The sequence below is a fragment of the Pseudomonas citri genome (assembly GCF_025336485.1).
In the GTDB taxonomy this organism is placed as follows: Bacteria; Pseudomonadota; Gammaproteobacteria; order Pseudomonadales; family Pseudomonadaceae; genus Aquipseudomonas; species Aquipseudomonas citri.
The window spans coordinates 1-19,209 of sequence record NZ_JAODAB010000016.1 but is presented as its reverse complement, the minus strand read 5'-3'; the positions used below and the strand labels follow the sequence as shown (position 1 = coordinate 19,209).

Sequence of the window (19,209 nt, the reverse complement as noted above, 5' to 3'; positions counted from 1 at the left end):
CGCGGCGGGTGAGCATCATTGGTTATGGGGTATCTGCAGCCTGTACGGGATAGGGCGCTTCAGACTGTCGGATCTAAAGTGTGTGTAGGTTTTGTTAGGTTTGTATACAAAACACGAGTCGGCTAAAGCCAGAACTGTGCCACTTATCGATCTATCTGCGGCAGGGCTAATTTCGTTTCGTTATGGAGAATAAGTAACTGATTGAAATGCAAGCTTTATAAATTGACCGTTTGAACAGGTATTTATTTTTCTGGACAAGATGAGGGAAAAGAAAAGCGGGTGGGGAAAGGGAGAGGGTGTAACTTTTCAGGGCATTAGCGGTGTGACTGCACACAAAAATGGCACCTGAGGTGACATTTTTGTGTACAGAAGTACGGCGGGGTTATACGGACTTGGCTTTGGCGATGATATTGCCGGCGTGAAGCCCGCATTCTTTCTGTGTGGCTTCTTCCCACCACCAGCGTCCTTCGCGTTCGTGCTGGTTTGGCAGCACCGGGCGGGTGCAGGGTTCGCAGCCGATGCTGATGAAGCCGCGCTCATGCAGGCTGTTGTACGGCAGCTCCAGCATGCGGATGTAGCCCCAGATTTCCTCGCTGGTCATCTGCGCCAGCGGGTTGAATTTGTACAGGGTGCGTTCCGGGGTGGAAAACGCCGTGTCGATTTCCAGCACCGCCACCTGGCTGCGCGTGCCGGGGCTCTGGTCGCGACGTTGGCCGGTGGCCCAGGCGCGGACATCGCTCAGCTTGCGGCGCAGTGGTTCGATCTTGCGGATGCCGCAGCATTCGCCATGGCCGTCCTTGTAGAAACTGAACAGGCCTTTTTCCTTCACGAACGGCTCGAGTTTCGTATGGTCCGGCGAGATCACTTCGATGTCGATCTTGTAGTGCTCGCGCACCTGATCGATGAAGCGATAGGTTTCAGGATGCAGGCGGCCGGTGTCGAGGCTGAACACCTTGACGTTCTTGTTCAGTTTCCAGGCCATGTCCACCAGCACCACGTCTTCGGCGCCGCTGAAAGATATCCACAGGTCATCGCCGAATTCGGCGAAGGCCAGCTTGAGGATGTCCTGGGCGGACTTGTTGGCATAGGTGGTGGCGAGTTCCACGACGTCAAATGATGGCTTCATCAGGGCGGTTTCCTACAGGTCGGCGGCGCTGTGCGCTCTATATGGGACCGATGGTAACAAATGCTGTCGGGGCTGGCGCGCCCCTGTGCGTTGCGTGTACACCGGTGAAGGTTTGTGTTGGCAAACCGCTGTTCGCATAACCAATACACACCGTCATCGCGGGCAAGCCTTGCCACAGGGACACGACATCAGCCTGTGGGAGCAAGGCTTGCCCGCGATGCTTTAGAGGTTCTGCAAGGTCTCCAGCAGTACCTTCACCTTGGTAATCGACTCCTGATACTCGGCCGCCCAATCCGAGTCCGCGACAATCCCGCCGCCGCCCCAGCAACACACTTGCCCATCCTTGACCAACAGGCTGCGGATGGCGATGGAGCTGTCCATTTCCCCGCGCACATCCAGGTACAGCAACGAGCCGCAATAGAGGCCGCGCCGGGTCGGTTCAAGTTCGTCGATGATCTGCATGGCGCGGATTTTCGGTGCGCCGGTGATCGAGCCGCCGGGAAAGCTGCCGGCGATCAGGTCCAGGGCGTCTTTGTCGTCGGCCAGTTCGCCGGTCACGCTGCTGACCAGATGATGCACGTTCGGGTAGCTTTCCAGGCTGAACAACTCCGGCACCCGCACCGAGCCGATGCGGCAGGTGCGGCCCAGGTCGTTGCGCAGCAGGTCGACGATCATCAGGTTCTCGGCGCGATCCTTGGGGCTGGCCAACAGCTCGGCGGCGTGGGCCGCGTCTTCGCCGGGCGTGACGCCACGGGGCCGGGTGCCCTTGATGGGCCGGGTTTCCACATGGCCTTCGCTGACCTTGACGAAGCGTTCCGGCGACAGGCTCAACACCGCGCCGCCGTCCGGCAGGCTCTGGAAACCGGAAAACGGCGTCGGGCAGGCCGCCCGCAGCGCCAGGTAAGCAGCCCAGGCGTCGCCCTGGCAAGGCGCGCGAAAGCGTTGGGCGAAGTTGACCTGGTAGCAGTCTCCGGCCTGGATGTACGCCTGGATGCGTTCGAACGCCTGTCGATAGGCGTCGGCGCTGAGGTCGGGCGCCATAGGGCCGGTGAGGCTGAACGCGCCAACAGGCGTGGCAACGGTCGGGGTGAACAGGGCGATCAGGCGCTGGCGTTCACTTTCGCCGCAATGGGGATGGAACACCAGTTGGCTGGTGCCGGCCTGGTGGTCGGTGACCAACGCCCAGTCGTATACACCGAAACGCGCATCGGGCAGTTGCAGGTCGTCCACGGCGTGGGATGGCAGCGCTTCGAGGTGTCGGCCAAAGTCGTAGCTCAAGTAGCCGATCAGGCCACCGGCGAAGGGTAATTGCACCGTGGCAGGCAATACCGCTTCACCCAGCTGGGTCAGTTGGTTGCGCAAACGTTGCAGGAAGTCGCCGCCGCGCTCGTTCGGCAGCACCGCCAATTGCTCCAGTGGCCAGGCACTGAGCAGGTCGTAGCGACCGCGTTCGGCACTCGGTCGGCCACTGTCGAGCAGCACGCTGCCAGGGGCATGGCGGATCGCCGTGAAGTACTCGGCGGGGTTGGCACGGTAGGGCAGCGGGTGTACGGAGCAGGTTGGCATGGGCGGGGTGGGTCAGCCGTTCAGGCGGGGGGGCGATTGTAATCCCTCTGTAGGATTTGCACCTAGAGGGATGTCGGAGATGGGTAAGTGTCTGGCTATGGGATTGTGGGAGCAAGGCTTGCCCGCGATGAAGTTAACGCGGTTTAACCTTGAACCGAGGCGTCTTCATCGCGGGCAAGCCCACAGTCGTGTATGACTGATTTTTGGATCAACCCTCGACCGGCGGAATATGCCCAAACAACTCCTGGGCAAACGCCACCCGTTGTTCCACGGTTTCAACCACGCCCCGGGCCTTGAGTTCTTCCAGGCGTGCTTCCACCGCGTGGGTACGCAGGGTCAGGCCGCAGTCGTTGGCGATCTGGATGTTCAGGCCAGGGCGGGCATTGAGTTCCAGGATCAGCGGGCCTTTTTCCTGGTCCAGCACCATGTCGACGCCGATGTAGCCCAGCCCGCACAGCTCATGGCAGCCAGCGGCGAGTTTCATGAAGCCGTCCCAGTAAGGCAGTTGCACGCCATCCACCGCGTTGGTGGTGTCGGGGTGCTTGGCGATGATGTTGTTCAGCCAGGTGCCGCGCAGGGTCAGGCCGGTGGCGAGGTCCATGCCCACGCCGATGGCGCCCTGGTGCAGGTTGGCCTTGCCGCCGGACTGGCGCGTCGGCAAGCGCAGCATGGCCATCACCGGGTAGCCCATCAGCACGATGATGCGGATGTCCGGTACGCCTTCATAACTGATGCTCTTGAAGATCTGGTCCGGCACGACTCGATATTCGATCAGCGCCCGATCACGGTGTCCGCCCAGGGAATACAGACCGGTGAGGATACTGGAGACATGGTGCTCGATTTCCTCATGGCTGATGATCTTGCCGGACACCGTGCGGTAGCGGCCCTCGAAACGGTCGGCGATGACGATGATGCCGTCGCCGCCAGCGCCCTGGGCCGGTTTGATCACGAAGTCGGTGCGCTCGCCGATGATCTCGTCGAGCTTGTCGATTTCCTTCTCGGTGGAGATCACTCCGTACAGTTCCGGCACATGGATGCCGGCGGCGATGGCCCGTTCCTTGGTGATGATCTTGTCATCGACGATGGGGTACAGGCTGCGCTTGTTGTACTTGAGCACGTAGTCGGCATTACGCCGGTTGATGCCCATGATGCCCCGGGCTTCCAGGGCCTTCCAGGTCTTCCAGAGGCCGAACATCAGGAGTCAGCCTTGACGAAGGCCTTGAACCGCACCAGCTCGGTCAGGCGGTAGCCGCGATAGCGACCCATGGCCAGCATGAAGCCCACCAGGATCAACAGGATCGCCGGGAAGGTGAACACGAAGTACACCAGTTCCGGCACGCTCATGATCAGGTGCGCCAGGGACGCGGCGAACAGCGTGCCGATGGCGACTTTCATCGCATGGCCGGCGCCGCGCTCTTCCCAGGTGATGGACAGGCGCTCGATGGTCATGGTCAGGATCACCATCGGGAACAGGGCCACCGACAGACCGCGCTCCAGGCCCAGCTTATGGCTGAACAGGCTGATGGCGGCAATCAGCACCACGACGAACGTCAGGACCACCGAAAGCCTTGGCAGCATCTGCAACTTGAGGTGTTCGAGGTAGGAGCGCAACGACAGGCCCAGCGTGGTGATCAGCGTGAACAGGATGATGCCGAAGCCCAGTTGGGTCTCGCGAAAGGCCAGGGCGATCAGTACCGGGGTGAAGGTACCCAATGTCTGCAAACCGATCAGGTTGCGCAGGATCAGGATCACCAGTACGCCGATCGGGATCATCACCATGATCATGAAGGTCTGCTGGGTTTGCAGCGGCAGGCCGTAGAGCGAGTACTCGAGGAAGTTGGCGTCGGTGTTCTCGTCCGTCAGCTTGGCCAGGCGAATGGCGTTCATTTCGCTGTTGTTCATGCTGAAGGTCACGGTGGCTTTCTTGCCGCCATCGACGGTGATCAGGTTTTCATCGCCGGTCCACCACAGCAGGCGGTCGGTGGGCAGGCCCTGTTCGCCGGTGTCCGGGTTGAAGTACAACCAGTCGGTGCCGTTGAAACTGCGCAGCCACAGCTCCGGCGTTTGCGGCTGGTCGGCCACCAGGCGGATGGTGTGGACCTTTTCCACCGGCACGTGGGCGATGGACAGTACCAGCTCGACGATTTTCGCCTTGTGGGCCGAGGTCTGGTCGCCGGCCAGCAGCAGCTTGACGTTGTCGTCGTTGAGGTTGTTGACGCGCTTGATGGCTTCGCTGATGAAGGTCTCGACGTCGGCCGAGTGTTGGCGGATCGGCGCGAGCAGCGCCTCGGCGGCAATTTTTTCCGGACCTTCGACGGCGATGCTGTCACGGAAGGTCGGGCCCTTGATCTTGGTCTTTTCGGCGCTGTAGCGCTTGGTCAGCACCAGGCGGTAGTACAGCGTCTGGTTGCCCTTGGCCCGACGGGCCGACCAGGTCACCTTGCGGTTGCCGTCGACCCGGTTGACCGCCACCCCGTAGTTATTGGAGATGAAGCTCTCGTTGAGGCTGACATAGTCGCGGCTCAAGGGTGGGACGAACATCTGGATCTTCACCGGATCCTTGGCGTTGGGCACGAATTCGACCTTGGCGTCGATGTTCCACAGGTCGTCGGTGGCGTCTTCGGTCACCGGGATGCCGAGCACGAAAATCTGATAGGCCGTCACCGACAGGCCCAGCACCACCAGGATGGCGATCAGCATTTTCAAATGGAGGGTAAGCGAGCGCATTGGAATTACTCTGCGATTTGAGCGGCATTGGCGCAGGCGGGTTTGCCAGCAGCGTATTTAAGACTGGGGTCGACCAGCGCGTCGAAGCGCTTGAGCGCCTCGGAGCCGATCAGCAACGGGTATTGGAAGGCGCTGCGGTCGGTCAGGTTCACTTCGATGCTGCGCAGGGCCGAGCCCATGCAGATGTCCAGTTCGATGACCGGCCGGGCCGTGTATTTCTTGCCTTCTTCCGGGTCGTAGTCGCCGGCGCGGCGCTTGATCTTGCTGACCCGGGCCAGGGGGCGTTCGATGGGGTGCGAGTGGGCGGCGTCGATGGCCAGGTAGAACCGCACCCAGGATTCGCCGTTGCGCTTGAAACGCTTGATGTCCCGGGCGCTGAGGGAGGCGGTCTTGGCGCCGGTATCGAGCTTGGCGGCCACCTCCAGGTCGATGCCCTGCAAGGTGGCGTATTCGTTGAGGCCGTACACGGTTTTTTCACCCGCCACGGCAAGCCCCGGCAGGCACAAGAAATAAAAAGCGGCAGATAAGGGCTTGAGTGTCATAAATCCTGGTGCGCAGCGTTCCGTGTATCGGGTCGGGCCCTGGCATTACTGCACAAGCTCCTTCGGGGGCCTTCTCTGTCCTCTATAAAAGGAGAGGGGCAACAGCGGCGGCATTCTAGCACGGTGGTTTTCTGACGCCACCGCTGGCCGGCGGCTATCGAGGGAAGGTGGACGGCTGGTCATCGGCGTACCCTATTAGACGATTGTCGACAATATCGTTTTTTGTTTTGACGTATCGATGTCTATTGGGTAGTTTTTGCCGTATTGATTTCAAAGGTGTCGACAATATGCTCGATCAGCTCGAAGCCACAGTGATGGCCCAGGACGACTCGGAGACCTTGTCCGAGAACGTCTTCCGGCGTATCCAGGCCGCCATCGTCAAGGGTGAAATTGCCCCCGGCAGCAAAATCTCCGAACCCGAGCTGGCCCGCACCTATGGCATCAGTCGTGGGCCGCTGCGCGAGGCGATCCATCGCCTGGAAGGCCAGCGCCTGCTGGTGCGCGTACCCCACGTCGGCGCCCGGGTGGTGTCGCTGAGCCACGCCGAGCTGCTGGAGCTCTACGAAATCCGCGAATCGTTGGAAGGCATGGCCTGCCGCCTGGCGGCCGAGCGCATGACCGTGGAAGAAATCGACGAGTTGCGCCAAGTGCTGGAAACCCATGAGCGCGATGCGGCGTTCCAGGCCGGTGTCGGCTATTACCAGCAGGAAGGCGATTTCGATTTCCACTACCGGATCATCCAGGGCAGCGGCAACCGTACCCTGACGCAAATGCTCTGCGGCGAGTTGTACCAACTGGTGCGCATGTACCGCATCCAGTTCTCCACCACGCCCAACCGCCCGCGCCAGGCCTTTGCCGAGCACCACCGGATTCTCGATGCCATCGCCGACCGTGATGGCGAACTGGCTGAATTATTGATGCGCCGGCACATCGGCGCTTCCAAACGCAACATCGCGCGTCATTACCAGGACAGCGCCACCACTGAACGAGGTGAGTCATGAGTTCCAGCAAGAGCACGCCAGGCCAGCGCTTTCGCGATGCGGTCGCCACCGAGCATCCGCTGCAGGTGGTAGGCACCATCAACGCCAACCATGCATTGCTGGCCAAGCGCGCCGGTTTCAAGGCGATCTACCTGTCGGGCGGCGGTGTCGCAGCCGGTTCCCTCGGCGTGCCGGACCTGGGCATCACCGGCCTGGACGACGTGCTTACCGACGTGCGTCGCATCACCGACGTCTGCGACCTGCCGCTGCTGGTGGATGTGGACACCGGTTTCGGTTCCTCGGCGTTCAACGTGGCCCGCACGGTCAAGTCGATGATCAAGTTCGGCGCGGCGGCCGTTCATATCGAGGACCAGGTCGGCGCCAAGCGTTGCGGTCACCGGCCGAACAAGGAAATCGTCTCGCAGCAGGAGATGGTCGATCGCATCAAGGCCGCCGTCGACGCCCGCACCGATGACAGTTTCGTGATCATGGCCCGCACCGACGCCCTGGCCGTGGAAGGCTTGGAATCGGCTCTGGACCGCGCGGCCGCTTGCGTCGAGGCCGGTGCCGACATGATTTTCCCCGAAGCGATCACCGAGCTTGAGATGTACAAGCTGTTCGCCAGCCGCGTGAAGGCGCCGATCCTGGCCAACATCACCGAGTTCGGCGCCACCCCGCTGTACACCACCGAGCAACTGGCCGGCGCCGACGTGTCGCTGGTGCTGTACCCGCTGTCGGCCTTCCGCGCCATGAACAAGGCGGCCGAGAACGTCTACACCGCGATCCGCCGCGACGGCACGCAACAGAATGTCATCGACACCATGCAGACCCGCATGGAGCTTTACGATCGTATCGACTACCACACCTTCGAGCAGAAGCTCGATGCGTTGTTCGCCGCGAAGAAGTAAGGCGCGACTCCCCTACAAATTCAAGAAATGGAGACAAGCAAATGGCCGAAGCAAAAGTACTCAGTGGCGCCGGACTCCGTGGCCAGGTGGCCGGGCAGACCGCATTGTCCACCGTAGGCCAGTCGGGCGCCGGCCTGACCTATCGCGGCTACGACGTCCGCGACCTGGCGGCGGACGCTCAATTCGAAGAAGTGGCCTACCTGCTGCTGTACGGCGAGCTGCCGACCCAGACCCAGCTGGACACCTACATCGGCAAGCTGCGCCAGTTGCGCGATTTGCCCCAGGCCCTGAAGGAGGTACTGGAGCGCATCCCCGCCGACGCCCATCCGATGGACGTGATGCGCACCGGCTGCTCGTTCCTGGGCAACCTGGAGCCCGAGCAGGATTTTTCCCAGCAGCACGACAAGACCGACCGCCTGCTGGCCGTGTTCCCCGCGATCATGTGCTACTGGTATCGCTTCAGCCATGAAGGCCTGCGCATCGACTGCGTAAGCGACGAGCCTTCCATCGGCGGCCACTTCCTGCACCTGCTGCATGGCAAGAAGCCGAGCGAGCTGCACGTCAAGGTGATGAACGTATCGCTGATCCTCTACGCCGAGCACGAATTCAACGCCTCGACCTTCACCGCCCGGGTTTGCGCTTCCACGCTGTCGGACCTGTTCTCCTGCATCACCGCGGCCATCGGCTCGTTGCGCGGCCCACTGCACGGCGGCGCCAACGAAGCGGCGATGGAAATGATCGAGCGTTTCAGTTCACCGCAGGACGCCGTCGACGGCACCCTCGGCATGCTGGCGCGCAAGGACAAGATCATGGGCTTCGGCCATGCGATCTATAAGGACAACGACCCGCGCAACGAGGTGATCAAGGGCTGGTCGAAAAAACTCGCCAATGAAGTGGGCGACACGGTGCTGTTCCCGGTCTCCGAAGCCATCGACAAGACCATGTGGGAGCAGAAGAAACTGTTTCCCAACGCCGATTTCTACCATGCCTCGGCGTACCACTTCATGGGCATCCCGACCAAGCTGTTCACGCCGATCTTCGTTTGCTCGCGCCTGACCGGCTGGGCCGCCCATGTGTTCGAGCAACGGGCCAACAACCGCATCATCCGCCCGAGCGCCGAATACACCGGCGTCGAACAGCGCAAGTTCGTGCCAATCGAACAACGCTGAGCTGGAGGAGCAGGCGCAACCGTTGAAGGAATCGCCAACCCCGCGTGGGAGCGGTTCCTTCAGTCACCGCGTAACCCTCCTGAAACCACCGTGACCCGAGTCCTGACGATGAACACAGAATTTCGCAAACCGCTGCCTGGCACTGCACTGGATTACTTCGACGTTCGCGGGGCCGTGGAGGCCATCCGCCCCGGCGCCTACGACGGCCTGCCGTACACCTCCCGCGTGCTGGCGGAAAACCTGGTGCGACGCTGCGAGCCGGCGACGCTGGGCGAGTCGCTGTTGCAATTGATCGAGCGCAAGCGTGACCTGGACTTCCCCTGGTTCCCGGCGCGGGTGGTGTGCCACGACATCCTCGGCCAGACCGCCCTGGTGGACCTGGCCGGCCTGCGCGACGCCATCGCCCAGCAGGGCGGCGACCCGGCGCAGGTCAACCCGGTGGTGCCGACCCAACTGATCGTCGACCACTCCCTGGCGGTGGAAAGCGCGGGCTTCGACCCCCAGGCGTTCGCCAAGAACCGCGCCATCGAAGACCGGCGCAACGAAGACCGTTTCCACTTCATCAACTGGACCAAGAAGGCCTTCAAGAACGTCGACGTGATTCCGCCAGGCAACGGGATCATGCACCAGATCAACCTGGAAAAAATGTCCCCGGTGATCCAGCAGCGTGACGGCGTGGCATTCCCCGACACCTGCGTCGGCACCGACAGCCACACCCCCCATGTCGATGCCCTGGGGGTGATCGCCATCGGCGTCGGTGGCCTGGAAGCCGAGAGCGTGATGCTCGGCCGTGCCTCGTGGATGCGCCTGCCGGAGATCATCGGCGTCGAACTGACCGGCAAGCTGCAACCGGGCATCACCGCCACCGATATGGTGCTGGCGCTGACCGAATTCCTGCGCAAGCAAAAAGTCGTCGGCGCCTGGCTGGAGTTCTTCGGCGAAGGCGCCCGGGCCCTGACCCTGGGCGATCGCGCGACCATCTCCAACATGGCCCCGGAATACGGCGCCACGGCGGCGATGTTCTACATCGACCAGCAAACCATCGATTACCTGAAACTCACCGGCCGCGAAGACGCGCAAGTGCAGCTGGTGGAAACCTACGCCAAGCAGGTGGGCTTGTGGGCCGACAGCCTCAAGGGCGCGCAGTACGAGCGCGGCCTGACCTTCGACCTGTCGTCGGTGGTGCGCAACATGGCCGGCCCGAGCAACCCGCACGCCCGTGTCGCGGTGTCGGACCTGGCTGCCAAGGGAATCGCCGGCCAGTGGGACGAGGTACCCGGGCAAATGCCCGATGGCGCGGTGATCATCGCCGCCATCACCAGTTGCACCAACACCAGCAACCCGCGCAACGTGATCGCCGCAGGCCTCTTGGCGCGCAACGCCAATCGCCTGGGGCTGGTGCGCAAGCCGTGGGTCAAATCCTCCCTGGCGCCAGGTTCGAAAACCGTGGCGCTGTACCTGGACGAGGCCGGGCTGACGCCTGAGCTTGAGAAGCTGGGCTTCGGCGTGGTGGCGTTCGCCTGCACCACCTGCAATGGCATGTCCGGTGCGCTGGACCCGGTGATCCAGCAGGAAATCGTCGACCGCGACCTGTACGCCACCGCCGTGCTGTCGGGCAACCGCAACTTCGACGGGCGCATCCATCCGTACGCCAAGCAGGCGTTCCTCGCATCGCCGCCGCTGGTGGTCGCTTATGCCATCGCCGGGACCATTCGTTTCGACATCGAGAAAGATGTGCTGGGCGTGGTGGACGGCCGGGAAATCCGCCTCAAGGACATCTGGCCGAGCGACGAGGAAATCGAAGCGGTGGTCAAGTCGGCGGTCAAGCCGGAACAATTCCGCCAGGTGTACATCCCGATGTTCGCCATCCAGGAAGACACCGGGCCGAAAGTCACGCCGCTGTACGACTGGCGCCCGCAAAGCACCTACATCCGTCGCCCGCCCTACTGGGAAGGCGCGCTGGCCGGTGCGCGGCCGCTCAAGGGCATGCGCCCGCTGGCGGTGTTGCCGGACAACATCACCACCGATCACCTGTCGCCGTCCAACGCGATCATGCTGGACAGCGCCGCCGGTGAGTACCTGGCGAAAATGGGCCTGCCGGAGGAGGATTTCAACTCCTACGCGACGCACCGGGGCGACCACCTGACCGCGCAGCGCGCCACCTTCGCCAACCCGAAACTGTTCAACGAAATGGTTCAGGAAAACGGCAAGGTCAAGCAGGGCTCCCTGGCCCGGGTCGAGCCGGAAGGCAAGGTCATGCGCATGTGGGAAGCCATCGAGACCTACATGGAGCGCAAGCAGCCGTTGATCATCGTTGCCGGCGCCGACTACGGCCAGGGCTCGTCGCGGGACTGGGCAGCCAAGGGCGTGCGCCTGGCGGGTGTCGAGGCGATCGTCGCCGAAGGTTTCGAGCGCATCCACCGCACCAACCTGGTGGGCATGGGCGTGCTGCCGCTGGAGTTCAAGCCCGGCACCGACCGCAAGACCCTGGGTATCGACGGCAGCGAAATCTATGACGTGATCGGCGAACGCACGCCACGGGCGACGCTGACCCTGGTCATCACCCGCCGGAACGGCGAGCGCGTCGAAGTGCCGGTGACCTGCCGCCTCGACACCGCCGAGGAAGTATCGATCTACGAGGCCGGTGGCGTGCTGCAACGCTTTGCCCAGGACTTCCTCGAATCGGCGGTTGCCGTCTAAACCTCTGCGTGCGGCCAAAGGAACCTGAGTCCTTTGGCCGCTGGCTTTTATGGAGCAAGAGCACCATGGCTCACTCGCCTCAAATCAAGATTCCCGCGACTTATATGCGGGGCGGCACCAGCAAAGGCGTGTTCTTCAGCCTGCAAGACCTGCCCGAAGCGGCCCGCGTTCCGGGTGCCGTACGTGATGCCCTGTTGCTGCGGGTAATCGGCAGCCCCGACCCCTACGAAAAGCAGATCGATGGCATGGGCGGCGCGACGTCCAGCACCAGCAAGACCGTGATCCTGTCCAAGAGCACCCGGGCCGACCATGACGTGGATTACCTGTTTGGCCAGGTGTCCATCGACAAGCCCTTCGTGGACTGGAGCGGCAACTGCGGCAACCTGTCGGCGGCGGTGGGTTCGTTTGCCATCGGCAGCGGTTTGGTGGATGCCGCTCGCATCCCGCATAACGGCGTGGCGGTGGTGCGGATCTGGCAGGCCAACATCGGCAAGACCATCATCGCCCATGTGCCGATTACCGATGGTGCGGTGCAGGAAACCGGTGACTTCGAACTCGACGGCGTGACCTTTCCGGCGGCCGAAGTGCAATTGGAATTCATGGACCCGGCAGCCGACGAAGAGGGCGGCGGCGGTTCGATGTTCCCCACCGGCAATCTGGTGGATGATCTTGAAGTGCCGGGGGTGGGTACGCTCAAGGCAACCTTGATCAACGCGGGCATCCCGACGATTTTCATCAATGCCCGGGACGTCGGCTACACCGGTACCGAGTTGCAGGGTGCGATCAACGGTGACCCCAAGGCCCTGGCGATGTTCGAAACCATCCGTGCCCACGGCGCCTTGCGCATGGGGCTGATCAAGCACCTGGACGAAGCCGCCCAGCGCCAGCACACGCCGAAAGTGGCGTTTGTCGCGCCACCGGCGGATTACCTTTCATCCAGCGGTAAAGCCGTGGTGGTGAAGGACGTCGACCTGCTGGTGCGGGCGCTGTCCATGGGCAAGCTGCACCACGCGATGATGGGCACCGCCGCCGTCGCCATCGGCACGGCCGCCGCGATTTCCGGCACGTTGGTCAACCTCGCGGCCGGCGGCACCGAGCGCAACGCCGTGCGCTTCGGCCATCCGTCCGGCACCTTGCGTGTCGGCGCCGAGGCCAGCCAGGTCAACGGCGAATGGACTGTGAACAAAGCCATCATGAGCCGCAGCGCGCGGGTGTTGATGGAAGGGTATGTGCGGGTGCCGGGAGATGTCCTGGGGTGACAGTCAGGCTCAACTGCAGCTTGTGGGGGCGAGCTTCCACAAGCTGCAGCCAGCGGGAGCAAGGGTGGGTCAGCCTTGCTGTTGGAACATTTCTCTGGCCCGTTGCTCGATCTGCTCCTGGCTCAGGTCTTCCTTGTGCGTCGCCAGGAACCACACATGCCCGAACGGATCCCTGAGGGCCCCGGTGCGATCACCGTAGAACTGGTCCTTGACCTCGGAGATCACCGTGCCGCCGGCGGCAATGGCCTGGGCATAGGCGCGATCTACGTCCTCCACGTATAGATGCAGGCCGACCGATGGCGATTGGTCCGGGTTTTTCAGTGGGCCTTGATCGCACGGTGTGCCGAGCATGATCGGATAACCATTGATCCGCAGCTCGGCATGTCCTACGCCACCATCAGGCATCGCCAGGCGCATGACCTCGGTGGCATTGAAGGCTTTTTTATAAAAGTCGATGGCTTCGGCAGCTTTTTGAATGCCCAGATAGGGCGTGATGTTCTGGAAACCTTCGGGAATGGCTTTGACGCCCATGACGTTTCTCCTTGTTGTATGGGAGGCGAAGAGGGTCTTCGTCCATTTGCGCCAATCCACTATAGGCCTGCGACCGTGGATGGGCTTGCGTCCCGACGAACGTCCTTACGGTTCATCCAGCAAGTGCGCGCCTGGTCCGCGCTGGCCCAGCACATCGCCCTGGTTGCGTAACGGGCAGCCTTCCATCGACAGGCAGCCGCAGCCGATGCAACCATCGAGTCGGTCACGCAGCGCGATCAATTGGTTGATGCGCTCGTCCAGGTTCCGGCTCCACTGCGCCGACAAGGTCTGCCAGTCGGCGGCCGTGGGCGCGCGGTCGTCCGGCAGGCTCTTCAACGCCTCGCCGATTTCCGCTAGGGGAATGCCCAAGCGTTGGGCGACCTTGATCAGCGCCACGCGGCGTAACACGCCTCGTGGGTAACGGCGTTGGTTGCCCTGGTTACGCGTGCTTTTGATCAGCCCCTTGGCTTCATAGAAGTGCAGGGCCGTGACCGCCACGCCGCTGCGGGCGGCCACTTGGCCGACGGTGAGTTCCTTGTGGACATCGATCTGCGTCATCGCTTCGATTCACTGCTTGACCTTGACTTAACTAGAGGTTTTACCCTGCACACTTTCGGATCGCAAGATCCGCCTTACCTGCATAGGGGACCTTTCATGCAATCGCCCAGGAACAATCGCAGCTTCACCCAACTGATGGAATTCGAGATCGAACCTCAATGGCAGCAGGCACTGGTAACGGCCTTGTCGGAGCAGACCGAGCGCTTGGCTCGGGACCACCGGGGGTTCCTGAGTGCCAGTGTCCAGGCCAGCGAGGACGGTCGGCGCGTACTCAATTATTTGCAGTGGCAGACCCGCGAAGCCGGTGAGGCGGCACTTCAAAGTTTCGAACATGGCGAGCAGGGCTTCTGGCGGCTGATCCAGGCCCATCGAGCCAAAGCCGTGACGTTCGGCTCGTTCCAGGTGCTGCGCAGTATCGAGCGCAGCCTGGATGACGCGCTGCATTGTCCGGTGGTCGGCTGAGCTCAGCGGTTGATCCGCAAAGGCAATAGCCACTATCGAGAGGGTTGATTTCTGCTGTGCAGGGCCGGGGCGTAGCCTTTGTTCATCGCCCAACGCCAGAAGCCCGGACACTCGCCATGAACCGTACCCTTGTTGTTTTGTTGCTGACCGCCGTCTTGAGTGGTTGTGCCGCTTCGTCTCCGGAGTTGCGCCCCTACACCGCCGACGAAACCCGGGAACTGGCCCTCGAAGCCTTGAACCGCAGGGGCCTGTCGTTCGATGAGTACCATGCGAAAAAAGCCGAACTGCTCGGCACGGCGCAAAAAAACACGGCTTTCGACGAGCACGGCCAGATGAGCGCCGAGCAGGTCGTGCAACAGCCAGGCCGCTCAAGTTGAGAGACTGTACTGCTCGAAGTTTTGCCTGACTGTTCATAGGTTTGGATCGGGACGTGGGGTAGGGTCATGGCTTGACTGACCGCCCGATGGATTAGACCTGCCATGACCCTCTCTATTGACCTGTTGCTGGGCTTTGCCCTGTTTGCCCTGGTGACGTCGATCACGCCTGGCCCCAACAACACCATGTTGCTGGCCTCCGGCGTCAACTTCGGTTTCAACCGCACCATTCCACACATGCTGGGTATCACCTGCGGCTTCTTTTCCCTGGTCCTGGCGGTGGGCTTTGGCCTGGGCGCGATGTTCCAGACCTATCCGTTGCTGTACACGGTCCTGCGTTATGTCGGCGCGGCGTACTTGTTGTACCTGGCCTGGAAAATTGCCCGCTCCGGCCCGGTCTCGGAAAACCAGGCGGGGAAAAGCACGCCGATTACCTACTGGGGCGCGGCCGCCTTCCAGTGGGTCAACCCCAAGGCCTGGATCATGGCCATCGGTGCCATCAGCACCTACACACCGCTTCAAGGCTACTTCTTCAATGTGGTGGTGATCGCGGCGGTGTTTGCCTTGATCAATCTGCCGAGCGTCAGCGTGTGGGTGGTTTGCGGCAGCCTGTTGCGCAGCTTGTTGCGTGATCGCCGCTGGCTGCGGGTGTTCAACTGGGGCATGGCGTTGCTGCTGGTCGCTTCGCTGTACCCGTTGATGCTCGAAAGCCTCAGTTGAGTGCTGAGCTTCGACGCGATGCCTGCTAAGCTCGCTGAATAATTGATAAGCAGGAGAAACGATGAGCACCGAGCCTTTGATCCACGGACTGGTTCCCCAGCGCCTGGCGCAAATCCGCGAACTGATGCACCGCGAGGGCGTGCATGCGTTGTTGGTGCCATCGGCTGACCCGCACCTGTCGGAGTACTTGCCGGGGTATTGGCAAGGGCGGCAATGGTTGTCGGGCTTCCATGGCTCGGTGGGCACGTTGATCGTGACCGGCGATTTCGCCGGGGTCTGGGCCGACAGCCGCTATTGGGAGCAGGCCACCAAGGAACTCGAAGGCAGTGGCATCGAGTTGGTCAAGCTGGTTCCAGGTCAGCCTGGTCCATTGGACTGGTTGGCCGAGCAGACGCCTGAAGGTGCGGTGGTCGCGGTCGACGGCGCCGTCATGGCCGTGGCGTCGGCCCGTACCCTCGGTTCCCTACTCGAGGAGCGCGGTGCGCGATTGCGTACCGACATCGATCTGCTCAAGGAAGTCTGGACCGACCGCCCCGGCTTGCCCGATCAACCGGTGTACGCACACCTGCCACCCCAGGCGACCGTCAGTCGCGTCGAGAAACTATCCACGCTGCGCCAATCCCTCAAGGAGCGTGGCGCCGACTGGCATTTCATCGCGACCCTGGACGACATTGCCTGGCTGTTCAACCTGCGTGGCGCGGATGTGTCGTTCAATCCGGTGTTCGTTTCCTTCGCCTTGATCAATCAGCAACAGGCGACGCTGTTCGTGGCACTGGACAAGGTTGATGCGCAACTGCGCGCCGTTCTCGAACAGGACGGTGTGCGCCTGCGCGACTACAGCGAAGCGGCCAGTGCATTGCGGGAAGTGCCCGGTGGGGCGAGCCTGCAGATCGATCCGGCGCGGGTCACCGTTGGTTTGCTGGATAACCTGGGGGGCGATGTAAAGCTGATCGAGGGGCTCAACCCGACGACGCTGGCCAAGTCTCGCAAGAGCCTGGCCGACGCCGAGCATATCCGTCGTGCCATGGAGCAGGACGGGGCTGCGCTTTGTGAGTTCTTTGCCTGGCTGGAAAGTGCCTGGGGACGCGAACGCATTACCGAGCTGACGATCGATGAACACTTGACCGCAGCCCGTACTCGCCGACCGGATTTTGTTTCCTTGAGCTTCAATACCATCGCCGCGTTCAACGCCAATGGCGCCATGCCCCATTACCACGCGACGCCAGAGGCCCACGCCGTCATCGAAGGTGACGGTTTGTTGCTGATCGACTCAGGCGGCCAATACTTGGGCGGGACCACTGACATCACCCGCATGGTGCCGGTGGGAACGCCCACTGCTGAGCAGAAGCGCGATTGCACCCGTGTGCTCAAGGGCGTGATCGCCTTGTCCCGCGCCAAATTCCCACGGGGCATACTCTCGCCCTTGCTGGATGCCATTGCCCGTGCGCCGATCTGGGCCGAGCAGGTGGATTATGGTCACGGCACCGGTCACGGCGTCGGCTATTTCCTCAATGTCCATGAAGGCCCGCAGGTGATCGCCTATCAAGCCGCTGCCGCCCCCCAGACGGCTATGCAGCCGGGCATGATCACTTCCATCGAGCCGGGTACTTATCGTCCTGGCCGTTGGGGCGTGCGCATCGAGAACCTGGTGTTGAACCGCGAGGCGGGGAATAGTGAGTTTGGAGGGTTCCTTGAGTTCGAAACCCTTACCCTGTGCCCGATCGACACCCGCTGCCTGGAGGCTTCGCTGCTGACCCGGGAAGAAAAAGACTGGTTCAACGCCTACCACGCTGAGGTGCGGCGCCGATTGAGCCCATTGCTGGAGGGCGATGCCTTGCAATGGTTGAATGAGCGGACAATGGCAATCTGACCCGCTGCGGACTCATGGACGAGTACAGTAATAGTCAGCGGGGATCGCCCGCTGACTATTTGCAGATGACGATCATGCTGCGGCTTGTATAGCCGGCTGGATTGAGTCCGAAGGGGTAGTCTCCGGGTTCCTCGACGGAGTCCCCCGATTTTGCGATCACTTTGTAGCCCTTGGGAGCGCATGAATTGGCCGCGCTGGCAGCGCATTGACCCCATGAGGAGGACAAGCCGGAGCAGTCGATGTGCAAGCCTTTTTTGCCACGCTTGACTTCAGTTTTCGTTGTCGCCGCACAACCCGTCACTGCCAGCACGACGACCAATAGCAAAATTCGTTTCATTCCCGTCCTTATAATCGCCGCAAATCTCATGTCCACGTACGATTGTGCGCGCTCTTGCTTGAAGCGTTCATGACGTCCTGTATGAAAAAATCCATGGCTGACATTAGGTTACCGGCCTAAACATGGCTTAAATGCGTGGCAAATGCCAGAGCTAAGTTCAAGTCTGCCTCAATCCGCCGGCACGACGGGCTTTGCACGGGCATTCATGGTCAGTGTTGCGCCAACCGACGCAAGGATGATGCAGATAATGGCTGCCCATTGGGCCAGGGACAGGTATTCCTGAAGGAACACCAATCCCGACAAGGCGCCGAATGCCGGCTCGATGCTCATCAGGGTGCCGAAGGTTCGGGCTGGCATTCGAGTCAGGGCGATCATCTCCAGGGTGTAGGGCAGGGCGGTGGACAGGATCGCGACGCCAATGGCAATGGGAATGAGGCTCGGTGTGAGCAGTGCGGAGCCCGCGTGGACGAGGCCGATCGGCGCGACGAGCAGGGCGGCGATCATGACGCCCAATGCGGCGGTCTGCACGCCATTGTCCGCCCCGGCCTTCTGTCCGAACAGGATGTAGAGCGCCCAGCAAACACCAGCGCCCAGCGCATACCCCGCCCCGATCAAGTCAACGCCTGCACGGGTTGCGCCGGTCGGTATCAACAGCAGCAGGCCGACCACGGCCAAGGCGATCCACAGGAAATCGATGGCCCGGCGTGAGGCGTAGATCGCTACTGCCAAAGGGCCGGTGAATTCCAGTGCAACGGCAATCCCCAGCGGAACGGTGCGCAATGACATGTAGAAAAGAAAGTTCATGCCGCCCAGCGCCATCCCGTAGACGATCACCGTGCGCAGGGATTGGGCTGTGAGCTTGGCGCGCCAGGGACGCAGCAAGATGAGCATGATGATGCTGGCAAAAATCAGCCGTAGCGTGGTGGTTCCTTGTGCACCTATGACCGGAAACATGCTTTTGGCGAGGGAGGCTCCGGATTGGATGGAGGCCATGGCTATTAGAATCAGGGCAACCGGGAACAAGGAGGAAGCCAGGTTGCGAGGTGAGGCTGTCATTGCGGGAAGTCATCCAGAAAAGAGCAAAAGGAGCAGGTATGAGCAATATACTGCGCATTCTGGGCTGCTGCGTCTATATATCGGCCGGATTTAAACGCTGATGGCAGGATATAGATAGAAAATCCAAATTAGGGGTTGACGGCAGATTCTGGATCTCTATAATTCGCCCCACTTCCGGCGCAGTCGAAACGGAAAACTCCTTGAAATTCAATGAGTTAAGTAAGTTTCGAAGGTGCAGGGCTTCAGTTCATCGAAGTCCGGAAGCGCTGAAAAAGAGGTGTTGACAGCAGCGAGTAACGCTGTAGAATTCGCCTCCCGCTGACG

18 protein-coding genes are annotated in these 19,209 nt (G+C 61.7%); 9 read left to right on the top strand and 9 right to left on the bottom strand.

All coding sequences use genetic code 11. From position 1 onward, the window contains the following. Positions 1–382 precede the first annotated feature (382 nt). From N4Q37_RS17605 to rloA, 5 genes are all read right to left on the bottom strand, one after another. Positions 383–1,126 carry a phosphoadenylyl-sulfate reductase gene (locus N4Q37_RS17605; RefSeq protein ID WP_260960722.1) on the bottom strand — a complete coding sequence of 248 codons (744 nt, stop codon included), beginning with the start codon at positions 1,124–1,126 and terminating at the stop codon, positions 383–385. A gap of 222 nt (positions 1,127–1,348) precedes the next feature. Then, a complete protein-coding gene (gene pabB / locus N4Q37_RS17600) occupies positions 1,349–2,692 on the bottom strand; it encodes an aminodeoxychorismate synthase component I (RefSeq protein WP_260960720.1) in 1,344 nt (447 codons plus the stop codon). Between the two features lie 208 nt (positions 2,693–2,900). Further along, positions 2,901–3,887 carry an alpha-L-glutamate ligase-like protein gene (locus N4Q37_RS17595; RefSeq protein WP_260960719.1) on the bottom strand — a complete coding sequence of 329 codons (987 nt, stop codon included), beginning with the start codon at positions 3,885–3,887 and terminating at the stop codon, positions 2,901–2,903. After that, complete coding sequence (gene rloB / locus N4Q37_RS17590; protein WP_260960717.1) at positions 3,887–5,419, bottom strand: osmotic stress tolerance membrane protein RloB; 1,533 nt, start codon at positions 5,417–5,419, stop codon at positions 3,887–3,889. Before rloB ends, N4Q37_RS17595 begins: the two co-directional genes overlap by 1 nt. Before the next feature lie 5 nt (positions 5,420–5,424). Beyond that, entirely contained in the window at positions 5,425–5,961 is a 537-nt protein-coding gene (gene rloA / locus N4Q37_RS17585; RefSeq protein WP_260960672.1) for a retropepsin-like aspartic peptidase RloA, read from the bottom strand. 287 nt (positions 5,962–6,248) lie between these two features. Here rloA and N4Q37_RS17580 point away from each other — a divergent pair, with 287 nt between their 5' ends. The 5 genes from N4Q37_RS17580 (at position 6,249) to prpF (ending at position 12,977) form a co-directional block, all read left to right on the top strand. Further along, the gene (locus N4Q37_RS17580) at positions 6,249–6,962 is read left to right on the top strand and encodes a GntR family transcriptional regulator (protein ID WP_260960663.1); all 714 of its coding nucleotides are present in this window, start codon (positions 6,249–6,251) and stop codon (positions 6,960–6,962) included. After that, complete coding sequence (prpB, locus tag N4Q37_RS17575; protein WP_260960661.1) at positions 6,959–7,849, top strand: methylisocitrate lyase; 891 nt, start codon at positions 6,959–6,961, stop codon at positions 7,847–7,849. The genes N4Q37_RS17580 and prpB overlap by 4 nt, the downstream gene beginning before the upstream one ends. A 41-nt stretch (positions 7,850–7,890) precedes the next feature. Beyond that, positions 7,891–9,018, top strand: a complete 1,128-nt coding sequence (gene prpC / locus N4Q37_RS17570; protein WP_260960659.1) for a bifunctional 2-methylcitrate synthase/citrate synthase — start codon at positions 7,891–7,893, stop codon at positions 9,016–9,018. Between the two features lie 108 nt (positions 9,019–9,126). Next, positions 9,127–11,718, top strand: a complete 2,592-nt coding sequence (acnD, locus tag N4Q37_RS17565; RefSeq protein ID WP_260960639.1) for a Fe/S-dependent 2-methylisocitrate dehydratase AcnD — start codon at positions 9,127–9,129, stop codon at positions 11,716–11,718. A gap of 65 nt (positions 11,719–11,783) precedes the next feature. Next, positions 11,784–12,977, top strand: coding sequence for a 2-methylaconitate cis-trans isomerase PrpF (gene prpF, locus N4Q37_RS17560; RefSeq protein WP_260960629.1), 1,194 nt, complete (start codon positions 11,784–11,786; stop codon positions 12,975–12,977). Positions 12,978–13,046: 69 nt separating this feature from the next. Here prpF and N4Q37_RS17555 read toward each other — a convergent pair whose 3' ends face one another. Together N4Q37_RS17555 and soxR are read right to left on the bottom strand one after the other, a co-directional pair. Beyond that, entirely contained in the window at positions 13,047–13,508 is a 462-nt protein-coding gene (locus N4Q37_RS17555; RefSeq protein WP_260960618.1) for a VOC family protein, read from the bottom strand. A gap of 105 nt (positions 13,509–13,613) precedes the next feature. Beyond that, the gene (soxR, locus tag N4Q37_RS17550; RefSeq protein WP_260960616.1) at positions 13,614–14,066 is read right to left on the bottom strand and encodes a redox-sensitive transcriptional activator SoxR; all 453 of its coding nucleotides are present in this window, start codon (positions 14,064–14,066) and stop codon (positions 13,614–13,616) included. A gap of 96 nt (positions 14,067–14,162) precedes the next feature. Between soxR and N4Q37_RS17545 the strand changes: the two genes are divergently transcribed. The 4 genes from N4Q37_RS17545 to N4Q37_RS17530 all read left to right on the top strand — a co-directional run bounded on the left by N4Q37_RS17545 (position 14,163) and on the right by N4Q37_RS17530 (position 17,492). Continuing rightward, on the top strand, positions 14,163–14,528 hold the full coding sequence (locus N4Q37_RS17545; protein ID WP_260960605.1) for an antibiotic biosynthesis monooxygenase: 366 nt from the start codon (positions 14,163–14,165) through the stop codon (positions 14,526–14,528). 116 nt (positions 14,529–14,644) lie between these two features. After that, a complete protein-coding gene (locus tag N4Q37_RS17540; RefSeq protein ID WP_260960603.1) occupies positions 14,645–14,905 on the top strand; it encodes a lipoprotein in 261 nt (86 codons plus the stop codon). A gap of 102 nt (positions 14,906–15,007) precedes the next feature. After that, positions 15,008–15,622 (top strand): LysE family translocator, encoded by a 615-nt coding sequence (locus N4Q37_RS17535; RefSeq protein ID WP_260960587.1) that lies wholly within the window; start codon positions 15,008–15,010, stop codon positions 15,620–15,622. A gap of 61 nt (positions 15,623–15,683) precedes the next feature. Further along, positions 15,684–17,492 (top strand): aminopeptidase P family protein, encoded by a 1,809-nt coding sequence (locus N4Q37_RS17530; protein WP_260960577.1) that lies wholly within the window; start codon positions 15,684–15,686, stop codon positions 17,490–17,492. 55 nt (positions 17,493–17,547) lie between these two features. Here the strand turns inward: N4Q37_RS17530 and N4Q37_RS17525 are convergent, their stop codons facing one another. Together N4Q37_RS17525 and rhtA are read right to left on the bottom strand one after the other, a co-directional pair. Then, positions 17,548–17,829 (bottom strand): hypothetical protein, encoded by a 282-nt coding sequence (locus N4Q37_RS17525; protein ID WP_260960574.1) that lies wholly within the window; start codon positions 17,827–17,829, stop codon positions 17,548–17,550. Between the two features lie 168 nt (positions 17,830–17,997). Beyond that, positions 17,998–18,885: a threonine/homoserine exporter RhtA gene (rhtA, locus tag N4Q37_RS17520; RefSeq protein WP_260960567.1), complete on the bottom strand. Its 888-nt coding sequence runs from the start codon at positions 18,883–18,885 to the stop codon at positions 17,998–18,000. Positions 18,886–19,209 lie beyond the last annotated feature (324 nt).